The following is a 14,611-nucleotide window of genomic DNA, read 5'->3' as shown; positions in this document are numbered from 1 at the left end:
ATAGTTTAAGTTTAATTGTAAACTTACAATTAATGCATTTTTCTTCTTCATTTAACTTAATACTTTTAGAAATATATTTCATAAAATTATTTCTTTGATAGTAACGAAAAATCTCAACAATTAAGAATATCGATATTAAGCTATTGGCATTGAGCCATTATAAAGTTCTAAACTAACTTTCTCTGCTTGAATATAAATTTTATTAAATTGTTTGCTTTCTAATTTTTCAACCACAGATGAAGGGTTGAGATACTTTTCGTAATACTTAAATGAGTTTTTTCTTAAGGTAAGAATTTCCAATTCGCTTATAAATTCTAGGTTTTTAATAATTCCATCGAGATCATTAAGACTAAGAAACACAAAAGCTTCTTGCTGGTGTTTAAGTGGCGGATTAAATAAGGCTGCGTAACAACTATGGATAATAGGTATACAAGAAACTGCCATTGCTTCAATAAGATTATGTGAATGAGGAATTTCTATTCCTGGTAAAGCCAAATAAAAATCAAATTTTGACAAATAATATGGTAAACTGTACATTGATATTTTAAAATCTTTTGTAGTATCTATAAGTAATAATTTATTTTCCTTTTGATTAATAATTATATCATCCAATTGGCTTTGCGATTTTACTTTTTCATAAAATTCGGTTTCTTTTAAAAATTCAATCGTCCTACTACGACTAGGAATTTCAAAATATCCTGTATTCTCAATTTTTGTATAGCTTTTTTTGTCGAAATTCCCAGCCATTATAATTGATCTATTTCTCTTTTTTGTCAATTCAAATTTGCTTGTGCCAATTATATGATTCTTATAAAAATCTGGATACATACTCATAGGGATATAATAAGTCTTGGTGTTTGTGTAATCATTCAAAAAATTCGTAAAATAATCATTGCTTAATTGTTCCTTTTCAATTGTAAGACTGCATTTTCTTGGTCGGCCTAATTTTATATTATTTCTCAATATTCCTGAAGTATACTTAAACTCTCCTCTATTTCCCTTAAGTTTATATAATAACTCACTGTTATTTGGTATATATATTGTATAATCCAATAAATTAAAAAATTTAATGAAATTAGCCAAATATCTATTTTTGTCGATATCTGAGATGTCAATATAAATTTGTTTAGTTTTTTGTTTGGCAAATAATTGAAGTGAATATATTTTTATCCAAAAAAAGAGTTTTAAAGCTTTCTTCTTTATTTTTTTTCTTAACCTGTATAATATCATTTAAAAATCCTTTTAATCATTCTGAAAGGGTAAAGCATATTCCGACCGACGCGAAAATCAATTTTATTTCTGATACTTTTCATTTCACTTTCTTCTTGCTTAATTTTATCGAGTAAAAAATCAATCGTCAATTTATAATTTTCCATATAAAGCGCAGCATGTTTAGAAAATATGTAGCGCCATAACTCATATTTTTTCGAATTTGCACGAAGAGTGGTTGTGTTGCAACGTTTATTGTAATGAAAAAGCACCTCTGGAATCACTTCACAAATCCCTCCTAATTGAATTAAACGGATATAAAACTCCCAATCTTCCCAACCATCTCTCATTGTTTCGTCATAACCACCAATCACTTCCCAATCCTTTTTTCTGAACAAAGCATTGCCTATTGCGCTATTTGAATAAAGAAAATCAATTAATGTACCACCATTTGGAATATAAATCCTCTTTGAATTATCTTGAAAATGAAGCATTGCATGACATGTAACCAACTTTATATATTCATTCTTTTTCATTTCTAAAAAAGCCTTTTCGCAAAATGTTGGTTCAAAATAATCATCACTATCAAGAACTAAAATAAAATCTCCACTTGCGTTTTGTATTCCGTTATTTCTAGCTGAGCTTTGCCCTCTATTTTCTTGAGTAATTAATAGATCTAATTCGGGTTCTAAATCCCGTAGTATTTTTTTGGTTACAATGTTAGATCCATCGTCTACGACTATAACCTCCTTGTTTAAATAAGATTGAGTCAACGCAGATCTCACTGATTTTTCGATAAATTCTCCATCGTTGTAACAAGGAATAATAATAGATATTAAATTTTTCATACAAATTGCTTGACGATAAGTAAAAGTTCTCTTAAATAATTTTCTGGAGTGTAGGCCCGAATCAGTTTCCGATTGACTTCACCCTCACCTTTTCTTAATTCTTCAGATATAATTAATTTATTCAGCTTATTTTTCAGGGATTCCATTGAATTCTCAATTAAAAAATCTTCATTTTTTAACAATAGCTTGCAGCCACTATGATTTGTTGCAACTACAGGTAAACCATATGCCATATATTCCATTACTGCATTCGGTGTGCCTTCTATTTCTGAAACCAACACCCCTATATCTAAAATACTGAGAACCTCTGTAACAGGCTGTTCAGAAATTAATTTTATTTTTTCGGTCAACTGATTTGTTATTACATTTTCTTGCAAAGATTCAAATGTCTTTTTTGTAACCGTGCTATTATTTTTATTACCCAAAAAAATCATATATATATTACTATGTTCTTTTAGCAATTCCTTAAAGACATTTAAAAGTAAATAATGTAGCTTTTCAGGACGATAATGAGCTACCATACCAATTACTATAGCATTTTCTGGTATGCCATATTTTCTTAATAAATTTTTGCGATTTTTAAAAATAACTTCAAATGCTAAAAACTGAGGAAGAACAAAAGAAGGCCTTTTGCTCTTTAGATGAGCATTATAAAATAATTCGATTCCACTAGGTGCATTAGCAATGACACAAGGAATATTTTTCGCTGCATGTTTTTCAAAAATGTCAAATTTAAATGTATCTAAACCCAACTGGTGCCAAAAAGTAAATTTTACGCTTGGCAATAATTTATAGAGGTAAAATGCAACTTTACTAGGAAAGTTTAAAAACGGGAATATGAAATCAAATTTATAAGGCATTAAACCTGTGCGCAAACGCCATAAGTATTTTGATGACCAAACAAGACGTTTTAAATTTTTATATGTCAATTCGCGTCTTAAAATTATATAAGGTTCTCCAAAAAAGAATATTTCTTTTATATGACAGGCACGGGCGTATTGTTCAAATTCTTCCGACGTTTCCCTCGAAAAAGTTAACAGTAAATAAACATTACATCCATGCTTCTCAGTCAAAACCTTTCCGAGACTTAATCCCTGTCGTTCTGCACCACCTAGGCCACCAGAATGAATGATCAAAAGAATATTTTTATTATTAAAATTCAATTCTTCACTATTTAAAATAATAATGATTGCGGAAAAAATACAGACCTTTCCCTGTAAAACGAAATATAGAACCTATAAAGACCAATTTTATCAGTTTACCTAACGGCACTATTTTTCTCAATGTATATAAATTTTGATAATACATCTTCATTTTCCGCTGAACGAGTATGACTTTAAGAAATCTCATATAATGATTCAAAGCTATATTTAGATTTCGTATTGAAGATTTTTCTTTTAAAATTTTCAATCCTAATAATCTTACTTTCATTTCTGAATAAATTGCCTTTTTATTACCGAGTTTAAAACTATTAGTTATACTATGTTCGTGGATTCTCACTTTTACAAACTCTTTATTCAACAATCCATACTTATTGGAATCCTGTTGAAGATAGCGAAAGAAAAATTCCATTTCTTGAGCTTTAAACAAATTCTCATCAAGTGGCTTTTTTGGGAGTGTGGCTTTTCTGAAAATTGAAGTAGGTAAATTAAAGAAGGCTTGACCTATTATATAATCCTCCAATAAATTTGCAGATTGAAAAGTCATTCGAGAAATCAACTGAAAATTTTTATCGTATAGCCCATATTCACAAGTACAAAAACTTAGAGACAAATCGTTTTCAAGAATCTGCAATTGTTCGAAGAATTTTTCTTCAGTCATTAAATCATCACTATCAAACCAATTGATGTATTCTCCTTTACTTAATTCAAACCCATAATTTCTACAAGCATTGGCTCCTTTAGGTCTATCCTTTGGTCTATGACAATATTTAAATCGATCATCACGCTCAACATATTCTTTTAAAAGAGAGCCTGTATGATCTGTACTCCCATCATCCACCACAATACACTCCCAATTTTGATAAGTCTGTGCTAATACGGAATCCAGCGTTTCACCAATTAAGTGGGCACGGTTGTATGTAGGTATTATTATGGAAACCAATGGTTCTCGCATATTTATTTGTTTTGCGATTTTCTTAAAACTAAAGTATAACCTGTTTCTGTAAAAATAGACTCCGATAGCCGGATGAATGTACCTAGCTTATAAAATACTTTGTGGATAAGTCCTGTTTTCTTTCGTAACCTAAATTTGTTATCTACTAGTTGATAACGGTATTGCATATGCTCTACTGTGTAAATATTTGATATTTGCGTCCTTGTAGGATTGCTACCTAAGTTACTTAGATATTTCACATAGCTGGCGGGAGGATAAGGCCTTATATGCGAGAGGTCGTCATAAAACCCGCTCCAGAGCAATGGGGCCGAAATAACAATGGCTCCACCAGGTTTACAGCATCGATCAAATTCTTTTAAGGTATCGTAAACTTCCTGGGGTTGTAGATGTTCTATTACGTGGCTCATGTGTATTACATCGAACATTGCATCTTTGAAAGGAAGTTTAGGCAATTGTCCTTGAAATGTGTTAGGATAATTATACTTAAGGTTTTCCGCACTTTCTGGATTTCCTTCATATAAAAAAAAATCATCCCTTTTACAATATTTAGCAAAGCTACCATCTCCAGGGCCAACATCTAATACAACGCTATTGAGCGTAATGAGCTTATTGACAATTTCAAAAAAGGGTTCTCTTTGATGTGTTACGTATTTTTTATCAATCATTTATTGTCCAATTTGCGTTTGCAATAACAGGAAAATTCCTGTATTCGGCAATGTGATTTTTCTTAAATCCACCTTCCAATACTTTGATTCGTACAATAGTAGGATAGAAATCAAAAGTAATAGCCCCTGAACCTATCCATAGTGAAATGCTATAATCACCTTGAATAAGTGGCAACTCTCTAATACTACCACTAATTTTATTACACCCATTACTTAGGATAAGTATTTCATTGGTATGACCGCTATAAATTTGATATATAGACACTTCCTGATATGTCTTAAAACTTATAGCTACATCAACTTGTTTCTCTGTTTGCGAAACTATTTCATATTCAAAGCTAAATGTTGCACCAGTCCTCACTTCTGATGTAATTTTAAAACTTTTAATATAAACAGATTTATGCTGCGGAGTTTGTAAAACCGCAAAGGATTGAGAATAGAGAACGGAGTCTATACTTAAATATTCATTTACAACCTCATCAACATTTCCGTCAATAAAAATACTTCCACTTTTAAGTAAAATGGCCCTACTGCATAAATTTTGTACACTCGCCATATTATGACTAACAAACAGAACAGTTCTACCATCGCCTTTCGAAATGTCTTGCATTTTGCCAATCGCCTTCTTCTGAAACTCTGCATCGCCCACGGCAAGCACCTCATCTACCACCAAAATATCGGGTTCTAAATGGGCAGCCACGGCAAAAGCAAGACGAACGGTCATCCCACTACTATAACGTTTAACGGGTGTACCAATATACATTTCACAGCCAGAGAAATCTACGATTTCATCTAGCTTGGCAGTTATTTCACCGCGGGTCATTCCTAAAATGGCTCCGTTAAGGTATATGTTTTCCCTGCCTGTAAGTTCTGGGTGGAAACCGGTGCCAACTTCTAATAAAGAGGCTATTCGGCCTTTTGTTTTAATAACGCCTGTGGTGGGGCTGGTAACACGGGAAAGTATTTTAAGCAAGGTAGATTTTCCGGCGCCGTTCTTCCCTATAATTCCTAAAACTTCCCCTTCCTGTACTTCAAAATTAATATCGCGCAGTGCCCAAACATAATCTGATTTCGCCTTACTGCTTCGGTCGTTTACTGCGCCAACTTTTAAATAAGGATCTTCCTTCCCACGGATGTTGTGCCAAAAACGATTTAAATCGTGCGAAAGCGTACCAGTACCCACGTTTCCGAGGCGGTATTGCTTGCTTATGTTTTCGGCTTTTAAAATAGTCATTTGTCGGTAGTTGGAAGTGTATTTAGTGAATAAAATCCTTTCGCTCCAAATATAAAAACTAATCGCAAAACGCTTTGGGTTTAGCTGTAAAATTATGTATTTCTTTGTTAATTGGCATTAGCTGGGAGATGTTAGTCAGGTGTGAGTTTTCGGATCAATGAGTTCTAATATTAAAATCTTGTTCTTCGGAAATAAAGCCTTTTTGCTATGGTAGCGTATACTACACATTCTTTCACCCAATCTAAAACTACTTGTAGCAATCTATTAAAGTGCGCATTAGTGTCGCCCTGTCCTTCAACGGTGTTTAAAGCAATTGAAACTGAAGCCCTTTTAAATTGTGACATTAAGTTATACAATTCACTTTTAATAAAAAACTGGTATTTGAGATTTGAGATTTGAGATTTGTAATTTGTGATTTACCTTTTTTGAGATTTGAGATTTGAGATTTGAGATTTGCAATTTGTCATTAGTCATTTATCATTTGCAATTCCCCCCCCATTTCTTCAAAAATAACAGCCCTTTTTAATACCTTCTATGTACTTTTCAAAATTTTGAATGCATAGTTCAACATGCATTAATGTTACATTCATGTTGTATTAATGTATGGTTCCTATACCTTTAATGCTACTCGAGTGCTACATTCATGGTAGTCAATCCCTACTCAACCCCTACTATCATACTAGTCCCACATATAAAAAAATAACTTCCAAAACGCATTCTCACATCTACAATTATAGTGTTAATTCGTTAAATAATCATATCTCTAACCTACATTTGTCCTACGTCATACCCTCTTAAGTCGCATTTCTAACATCTCAAATCTCAAATCTCAAATCTCATTTCTCAAACCTAAACCGTATCAATAAAACTCTTCTCCGTTCTATTAAAAATAACCAATCCCAACAAAAACAAGCCTACACTTACCAATAACGTATAGAAAAATCCCAGCCAACTAAAACTTCCCGTATCTAAAAGCATAAATCGGAAGCCTTCTATTATTTGTGTAAGCGGATTGTATTCCACAAAATTTGCAACATACCCCGGCAGTTTTTTCCGAGCTTCCGAAAGCGGATATGGCACAGCAGAAACGTACATCAACAACGAAACTGCAAAGCCTACCAAGACATTCAAATCGCGGTATTTAGTAGTCATGGAGCTAATTATCATTCCCAAACCCAAACCCAATAAAGCCATCATTAAAATATATATTGGAAAAAGCAACAAATACAAATTCGGACTTAAATCGAATCCCTGCAATAAAAAATAACAATAAAAAATAATAAATATAAGCAGTTGGATGCCAAATTTCATCAGGTTGCTAATTGTTACCGACATTGGCATAATAACCCGTGGAAAATACACTTTTCCAAAAATTCCGGCATTACTTCTAAAGGTGTTGGACGTGCCGGTAAAGCAGGCTGTAAAATAATTCCAAGCGGTAATTCCAGCGAGGTTAAAGAGAAAAGGCGGAATACTTCCCGTACTTATACTCCCCAAATTGTTAAAAACCAAGGTAAAGATAACCGAGGTAAACAGCGGCTGAATAAAATACCACAACGGCCCCAAAATAGTTTGCTTGTAAACCGTAGTAATATCCCTTTTCACAAAAAGAATAAGCAAATCGCGGTAGCGCCAAACTTCTTTTAAATTAAGGTCGAAAGCACTTTTTTTAGACGAGATTTCGTAAAGCCAATTGTCGTTGTTTTCGGGAGTCAAAGAAATGTTTTTTATTGGCAGCTAATATAGCAAAATTGCAACAACTTCATTTTAATTTATTAAAGCCAAACTACACTGGCGCCCATTGTTGCCGTAAATAATAAGAACTATCTCTGGAACAATTCCTATTATATTTCACCTTTATTCAATACCAATCTGCAATTGCAAACTTTACCCTAAAACCCCGCTATATTCCGTTTTAAACGCGATTTCAATTAATATTTCAAAAATATGGGTCAAAAGATAGCTGAATTACAGACATTTAAATCCCATTTTTTTGAACCACAAACTTATCTACTTCCCTATTTGTTTTTTTTCGATAAATTTGCCACCCTACTCAAATTCTATGAAACATTTTTGCCTCCCCATATTTCTGCTGTTCTTAAGCAGTTCTCTCCTCGCTCAAAACGATAAAATAGCAGAGTTAGAAACCGAAATACAAAAGTATCTTTTTAAACAACCAGATTCGGCAAAAATTTATTTGTTTAAATTATTGGAGTATTCGCAGGAACGCGATGATACGCTGGTAGCCCTCACGTATAGCAAGCTCGGCATTACTTACAGTCAACTCGCAATTTACGATTCTTCGTCATATTACTTTAAAAAAGGAATAGCCTTAGCTGATGAATCCCCAACCCTAAAAGCCGATTTATACGCCAACAGCGCAATTAACTACCGCAATTATGCCAACTACCCCCAATCATTGGCGGCACTTAAACAAGCTATGGAAATCTACCAAGAATACGGCGATCGCAGCGGCGAAGGCGTAGTATATGGCGAAATGGCGTCCAATTATAACTATATGGGCGAAAAGGAAAAAGCGATTACAAACCTTAAACGCGCCATTGAAATTTTTAAAGAAATAGGCGATGAACGGTTGTATATTTTACAACAAAAGCTCGCCAACACCTACTACAACACCGGAAATTATGAGTTTGCGGTAGATTTATACGAACAAGTGCTTCCACGATTTGCTGAAGATAAAGCTCCCTCCTATTACCTCACCCTACTTTCCTACGCCGAAAGCTTGGTTGAACTGGGAAATATTAAAGAAGGCGAAAAGCGTTTATTGGAAGCTAAAGAAGGTCTTACCGAGAAAAAGAATTTGGAATATATGTATGTGGCTTGGGGCAAGTTGGGAAATATTTACAAAGCGACCAATAGGCCCGTTTTAGCGAAAGAGGCTTATTCGGAATCGTTTAATTATTTACAGAAATCACAGTCTCCCCGATTTTTGCAAATTGCCAGCGATTACCTCAGTTTTTTAAACGCTCAAAAAGACTACAATACGGCCATTAGAGTGATTGAACGTGTTAAAAACAGCACCAACAATTTTGAACTTGCTATGAATGCCCAAGATAAGTTGAGCTTTTTGCTTAATGCACGTGAAACCTACCGCAATACAAAACAATTTGAAAAGTCGCTCAATCTTTTCGACCGTATCGACTACTTAAAAGATTCCATGCAGTCTGCCATAGATCGGGTAAAAATAAAGCAGCTGGAAGAATCGTATCAAAATAAATTTCAGAGAGATAAAAATATCGCGCTGCAAAACAGCAATGAGATGCTTAAACGGTACAATACAAAGCAGCGAACCATTACAATTCTCAGTTGGCTGCTTACGGCTCTAATTCTAATTTTAAGCATTCTTATATTTATGTATAACAAAAAGCGACTGGCACTGCAAAAAGTAGCTGTTGCAAACTTGGAAAAAGCTAACTCGGTTTTAAAGGAAAACCAAGAATTGGAACAAGAGCTTTTAGCCGAAAAAGAAAATAATCTCGCCGATAAAGAACGGGAGTTGGTAGCAATTTCTTTGGAAGTAGCAGATATTCAAAAACAGATTAAAGATATAATCCAATCGAGCGATAAAAATGAAGTATCTGAAGAATTTGCGGAACGGATTGTCTCTACATTAAATCAGTTAAATTATTGGAAGCATTTTAAAACCAAATTTGTAGAAGTACATCCCGAATTTGGTTATAATCTAGAGCAAATGTTTCCAAATCTCACCGAAGACGACATCGCCTTCTGTTCCCTCTTAAAACTACAGCTTTCCACCGAAGAAATTACTTCCCTAATGGGCATAACAAAAGAAAAAGTTGCCGCCACAAAACATCGAATTAAAGCAAAAATGCACCTCCAAGACAACGATGAAGACTTTGAAAAATTAATGCGAGAATTGTAAAAACATCCCACCCAACTCTCTTCACAAATTCAAAACAAAAAACATCCTACCCAGCCTCAAAACATCCCACCCAACCTCCCTTCAAAGGGAGGAGCTAGATTCGGATTTGATTTATAATGTGGTTAATTTATGAACTCTGTTTTAAAAGCAAAAAGTAAACCCAAAACCCCCATACCCCAAACTCAAGCACAGGCCAAAAAGTCCCCCTTCGAAGGGGGATTTAGGGGGATGTTTCGCCGAGATTCAATAAAAACCAACAATCCCAAAACAAAAACATCCCACCCAACCTCCCTTCAAAGGGAGGAGTAGATTCGGATTTGATTTATAATGTAGTTAAATTTAGGATCACCGTATTTAAAGCGAAAAGTAAATCCAAAAACACCCATACCCCCAACCTAATCACAGGCCAAAAAGTTCCCCTTTGAACAAAACATCCCACCCAGCCTCTCTTCAAAGGGAGGAGTAGATTCGGATTCTATTTACAATGTAGTTAGATTTAAGATCACCGTATTTAAAGCGAAAAGAAAATTGAAAAACACCCATACCCCCAATCTAATCACAGGCCAAAAAGTACCCCTTTGAAGGGGGATTTAGGGGGATGTTTCGCCGCGATTTAATCAAAACCAACAACCCCAAAACAAAAAACATCCCACCCAGCCTCCCTTCAAAGGGAGGGGCTAGATTCGGATTCTATTTATAATGTGGTTAGATTTAGGAGCTCTGTATTTAAAGCGAAAAGAAAATCCAAAACTCCCATGACACCAACTCAAGCACAGGCCAAAAGTCCCCCCTTTGAAGGGGGATTTAGGAGGATGTTTCGCCGAGATTCAATAAAAACTAACAATCCCAAAACAAAAAACATCCCACCCAGCCTCCCTTCAAAGGGAGGAGTAGAATCGGATTTGATTTATAATGAAGTTAGATTTAAGATCACCGTATTCAAAGCGAAAAGAAAATTCAAAAACACCTATACCACCAACTCAAGCACAGGCCAAAAAGTCCCCCTTTCAAGGGGGATTTAGGGGGATGTTTCGCCGAGATTTAATAAAAACTAACAACCCCAAAACCGAAACATCCCACCCAACCTCCCTTCAAAGGGAGGGGCTAGATTCGGATTCTATTTATAATGTGGTTAGATTTGTAAGCTCTGTATTTAAAGCGATAAGTAAATCCAAAAACACCCATACCCCAACTCAAGCACAGGCCAAAAAGTCCCCCTTCGAAGGGGGGATTTAGGGGGATGTTTCGCAAGGTTAATTTAAAACAAAAAGCAAGTCCAAAACCCCCTTACCCCCAACTCAAGCACAGGCCAAAAGTCCCCCTTCGAAGGGGGATTTAGGGGGATGTTTCAGGTATTTTCTTCAATATAATTTCGAATTGTCACCAAAACGTTTTCCATATTATTTAATACTTCATCATTGGAAAAACGCAAAAACCGCAAACCGTACTTCTCCATTTTGCCTTGTCTCTCCGCATCTTCTAAAAAATTAGGGTCGTGTACGCTACCATCGATTTCAATAACTAGTCCGATTTCGTGGCAATAAAAGTCAACAATATAATTCAATATCGGAACTTGTCTGTGAAATTCTAAACCCAAAGATTTCCTTCTAATTTTTTTCCAAATCAATTGCTCACAAGGTGTCATATTCTTTCGAAGTTCCCTTGCTATAGGTTTGAGATGCTTATTATATGGAATAATCTTGTTTGCCACCATATAAAGATATTAAAAATCATTCCTCCTAAACCCACCCTACAATAGAAAACATCCCACCCAACCTCCCTTCAAAGGGAGGAGCTAGATTCGGATATAATTTAAAATGAGTTAGATTTATAAACTCTGTATTCAAAGCGAAAAGAAAATCCAAAACCCCCATACCCCCAACCTAATCACAGGCCAAAAGTCCCCCTTCGAAGGGGGATTTAGGGGGATGTTTCGCCGAGATTCAATAAAAACCAACAACCCCCAAAAAAAACATCCCACCCAACCTCCCTTGAAAGGGAGGCGTAGATTCGGATTTGATTTATAATGTGGTTAGGCTTAGGAGCACCGTATTTAAAGCGAAAAGAAAACCCAAAACACCCAAACCCCCAACCTAATCACAGGCCAAAAAGTCCCCCTTTGAAGGGGGATTTAGGGGGATGTTTCGCAAGGATGTAGGCAATGTTATTTCCGTGTAAAAACCCGCTTAATCCTATCTAAAACCGAAGAAGGTTTTACTTTGTCGTGATAGCCAGTTCCGTAATTTCCGTAGCTTCCATAGCCGTAACCGTAACCGTAACCGTAGCCATAACCGTAAACGCGGCCCGATTTTTCCATATAGTCGTTTAACACAATACTTATATGTTTCACCTCTCCAGTTTTATACTTTTCATTGACGAAGGCAAACATATTCTTATGCGTATAATTAAAACGTGCCATATAGAGAGTCGCATCTACGTGTTTCATAAGTTCTAAGGAATCTGAAACAATTCCCAAAGGAGGTGAATCCAAAATAATATAGTCGTAGCGCTCCTTCAACCCATCAATTAGTTCATCTAGTTTTTCGCCTATTAGTAATTCGGAAGGATTTGGTGGAATGGGACCCGATGTGATAACATCCAAATAATCGATTTCCGTCTTTTGAATTACAGCATCAAAATCCGCTTCATTTATTAGAAAATTCACCACTCCCACATCATTATTGATATTGAAATCGCCAAATATCTTAGGCTTCCGAAGATCGAGGCCCACCAATACAGTTTTCTTTTCGCTTAATGCAAACACCGAAGCAAGGTTGATGGAGCAAAATGTTTTTCCCTCGCCACTTACCGAACTAGTTACCAACACCGTCTTTGCCCCCTTTATTCCCTGCTTTTTATATATAAATTGCAAACTAGACCGCAAGGCCCTAAATCCTTCAGCTATAGCAGATTTCGGTTTCTCAAGGACGATTAAATTGCTATCTATCGGACTTTTTCCGATAATTCCTAACAAGGGAATTGATGTAACGCGCTCCAAGTCCTTCACCTTGCTAATTTTGGTGTCGAAAAACACACGCAAGAACACAAACAGAAAAGGAAACAATCCGCCCAACAAGGCAGCCATCATATAATTTAATTGCGTATTCGGACCAATTTGTCCGCCGCCAGTGTCTTTCGCCGAATCTATCACCATCACATCGCTTACATTGGCGGCCTTTACCAAACCTGCTTCACTGCGTTTTTCTAAAAATAGATTATAGGCCCCCTGACTTAAATTGTAGCGTCGCTCAATATTTAAAAGGCCTTGCTGTTCCTTCGGAAGTTTTCGTATTTCGGCTTCATACTTGCCAATATCGCGATTAATAGAGGCGAGTTCCTGATTCTTTAAACTTTTTGAAGAGCGAATATTTTCTAACAACACGGTTTTCACCGCATTGATTTGCCGGTCTATATCGCTAAAAATAGGGGCTCCTTCCTTAAAAGAATACTGAAGTTTGTTGCGCTCCTCGGCTAATGCAATTATTTTTCCAACTCCACTTACTACGCTAGCCTCCGATATGCCCGCAACAGAAGGTGCCGGCACATCTTTGTAATCTGTTCTATTCGTCAGGTAATTTTCCAGGGTGTTGTAATAATTCAATTCGCGGGTAGCTGCTTCTTTGCGGAGATCTAATTCGTTTAATTTCGTATTTATTTCCGTGCCCTCGCTTTCAAGATCGAAGATGGCATTTTTGTTTTTAAACTGGTTTAACTCATCTTCAACCGTAGAAAGTTCAGCCGATTTAATAGCGAGACTACTATCTATAAACTTAATTGTTTTAGTAGCGAAAAGATTTTTACGCTCCAGCATATCTTCGCTTAACACACGTACCGACGCATTTAAATAATCAACCAGCTCGGCCTTGTTATTTCCGGTGAGTCGCATGTTTAAAACCGAAGAACCTTTGCTTTCGGCATCAACCCGAATTCCTGAATAGCGCTGCACTACCCCATCAAAATTTCTAAAAACTATATAATAAGGCGTACCGGGACTGGAAACAACATCAGGATTTGCTCTAAATGTGCCACTGAAAAAAGGCAACTGAATACGCTCCCCAATTTTATACGAATGCGAATAGGTGCCAGCATCAATAAATTGAGTGCTAATTTCCTTATTGCTGTAATTCTGTAGGCTGATGTTTTTACTCGTTTCAAAAGCGACGCTCAATTCAAAATTAATAGAATCTTTAAAAACAACTTTAATTTGCTCATTTAGCATCTGTGACCTTGAAGCATCAACATCTACAACAAAAGGGGTTTGCTTATAGGCATTTACTTGTTGGTACTTGCCATCTCGCAAATACGTCATATAATACTGCAACCGTTCTACTACTTTTTCGTTGTGCGATCGCGACCGCAACGAAATAACAGCGGTGTTAACCTTGTCCGTAGTTCCGCCCCAATTAAAAGTAAGACTGGTATTGCTGGTAAAAAAAGGGTTTTGATCGTCTTTTATAGAGATCGTATTCTCCATAATATAAATTGGCAGTTTGCGAACATTCACGTAGTACGCTATGCCAAAAGCAATAATATACGAAACTAAAAACAACGGCCAGTGGTGCAAAAGCCGCAAGAGAAAACCTTTAAAATCAAAGGTGATGGGGTTTTCATTTTTTTCGAAGTCCTCGCTCATATT

General features: G+C 35.8%; 11 protein-coding genes. 1 reads left to right on the top strand and 10 read right to left on the bottom strand.

All coding sequences use genetic code 11. From position 1 onward, the window contains the following. Positions 1 to 135: 135 nt before the first annotated feature. From K8089_RS12675 to K8089_RS12640, 8 genes are all read right to left on the bottom strand, one after another. Positions 136 to 1,230 (bottom strand): hypothetical protein, encoded by a 1,095-nt coding sequence (locus tag K8089_RS12675; protein WP_237603664.1) that lies wholly within the window; start codon positions 1,228 to 1,230, stop codon positions 136 to 138. Continuing rightward, positions 1,227 to 2,057: a glycosyltransferase family 2 protein gene (locus K8089_RS12670; RefSeq protein ID WP_237603663.1), complete on the bottom strand. Its 831-nt coding sequence runs from the start codon at positions 2,055 to 2,057 to the stop codon at positions 1,227 to 1,229. Before K8089_RS12670 ends, K8089_RS12675 begins: the two co-directional genes overlap by 4 nt. Beyond that, positions 2,054 to 3,220, bottom strand: coding sequence for a glycosyltransferase family 4 protein (locus tag K8089_RS12665; RefSeq protein WP_237603662.1), 1,167 nt, complete (start codon positions 3,218 to 3,220; stop codon positions 2,054 to 2,056). Before K8089_RS12665 ends, K8089_RS12670 begins: the two co-directional genes overlap by 4 nt. A 7-nt stretch (positions 3,221 to 3,227) precedes the next feature. Then, positions 3,228 to 4,172 (bottom strand): glycosyltransferase family 2 protein, encoded by a 945-nt coding sequence (locus tag K8089_RS12660; RefSeq protein WP_237603661.1) that lies wholly within the window; start codon positions 4,170 to 4,172, stop codon positions 3,228 to 3,230. A gap of 2 nt (positions 4,173 to 4,174) precedes the next feature. Beyond that, positions 4,175 to 4,837 carry a class I SAM-dependent methyltransferase gene (locus K8089_RS12655; protein ID WP_237603660.1) on the bottom strand — a complete coding sequence of 221 codons (663 nt, stop codon included), beginning with the start codon at positions 4,835 to 4,837 and terminating at the stop codon, positions 4,175 to 4,177. Further along, positions 4,830 to 6,071 carry an ABC transporter ATP-binding protein gene (locus tag K8089_RS12650; RefSeq protein ID WP_237603659.1) on the bottom strand — a complete coding sequence of 414 codons (1,242 nt, stop codon included), beginning with the start codon at positions 6,069 to 6,071 and terminating at the stop codon, positions 4,830 to 4,832. The genes K8089_RS12655 and K8089_RS12650 overlap by 8 nt, the downstream gene beginning before the upstream one ends. 170 nt (positions 6,072 to 6,241) lie before the next feature. Continuing rightward, complete coding sequence (locus K8089_RS12645) at positions 6,242 to 6,466, bottom strand: four helix bundle protein (protein WP_338149258.1); 225 nt, start codon at positions 6,464 to 6,466, stop codon at positions 6,242 to 6,244. 454 nt (positions 6,467 to 6,920) lie between these two features. Further along, on the bottom strand, positions 6,921 to 7,787 hold the full coding sequence (locus tag K8089_RS12640) for an ABC transporter permease (RefSeq protein WP_237603657.1): 867 nt from the start codon (positions 7,785 to 7,787) through the stop codon (positions 6,921 to 6,923). A gap of 346 nt (positions 7,788 to 8,133) precedes the next feature. Here K8089_RS12640 and K8089_RS12635 point away from each other — a divergent pair, with 346 nt between their 5' ends. Further along, complete coding sequence (locus K8089_RS12635) at positions 8,134 to 9,975, top strand: tetratricopeptide repeat protein (protein WP_237603656.1); 1,842 nt, start codon at positions 8,134 to 8,136, stop codon at positions 9,973 to 9,975. A gap of 1,348 nt (positions 9,976 to 11,323) precedes the next feature. Here the strand turns inward: K8089_RS12635 and K8089_RS12630 are convergent. Continuing rightward, positions 11,324 to 11,689, bottom strand: a complete 366-nt coding sequence (locus K8089_RS12630) for an endonuclease domain-containing protein (protein ID WP_237603655.1) — start codon at positions 11,687 to 11,689, stop codon at positions 11,324 to 11,326. A 450-nt stretch (positions 11,690 to 12,139) separates the two neighbouring features. Then, a complete protein-coding gene (locus K8089_RS12625) occupies positions 12,140 to 14,608 on the bottom strand; it encodes an exopolysaccharide transport family protein (protein WP_237603654.1) in 2,469 nt (822 codons plus the stop codon). Positions 14,609 to 14,611: the final 3 nt, after the last annotated feature.

The organism is Aequorivita vitellina, assembly GCF_022008365.1.
Classification (GTDB): domain Bacteria; phylum Bacteroidota; class Bacteroidia; order Flavobacteriales; family Flavobacteriaceae; genus Aequorivita; species Aequorivita vitellina.
The sequence above is the reverse complement of the archived record's forward strand: the minus strand, read 5'-3'. Positions and strand labels throughout refer to the sequence as shown.

What these genes read in the sequence shown, in the direction of transcription:
- K8089_RS12675 (WP_237603664.1), bottom strand. Translation starts at nt 1,230, where the DNA reads ATGATATTATACAGGTTAAGAAAAAAAATAAAGAAGAAAGCTTTAAAA.
- K8089_RS12670 (WP_237603663.1), bottom strand. Translation starts at nt 2,057, where the DNA reads ATGAAAAATTTAATATCTATTATTATTCCTTGTTACAACGATGGAGAA.
- K8089_RS12660 (WP_237603661.1), bottom strand. Translation starts at nt 4,172, where the DNA reads ATGCGAGAACCATTGGTTTCCATAATAATACCTACATACAACCGTGCC.
- K8089_RS12655 (WP_237603660.1), bottom strand. Translation starts at nt 4,837, where the DNA reads ATGATTGATAAAAAATACGTAACACATCAAAGAGAACCCTTTTTTGAA.
- K8089_RS12650 (WP_237603659.1), bottom strand. Translation starts at nt 6,071, where the DNA reads ATGACTATTTTAAAAGCCGAAAACATAAGCAAGCAATACCGCCTCGGA.
- K8089_RS12635 (WP_237603656.1), top strand. Translation starts at nt 8,134, where the DNA reads ATGAAACATTTTTGCCTCCCCATATTTCTGCTGTTCTTAAGCAGTTCT.
- K8089_RS12630 (WP_237603655.1), bottom strand. Translation starts at nt 11,689, where the DNA reads ATGGTGGCAAACAAGATTATTCCATATAATAAGCATCTCAAACCTATA.
- K8089_RS12625 (WP_237603654.1), bottom strand. Translation starts at nt 14,608, where the DNA reads ATGAGCGAGGACTTCGAAAAAAATGAAAACCCCATCACCTTTGATTTT.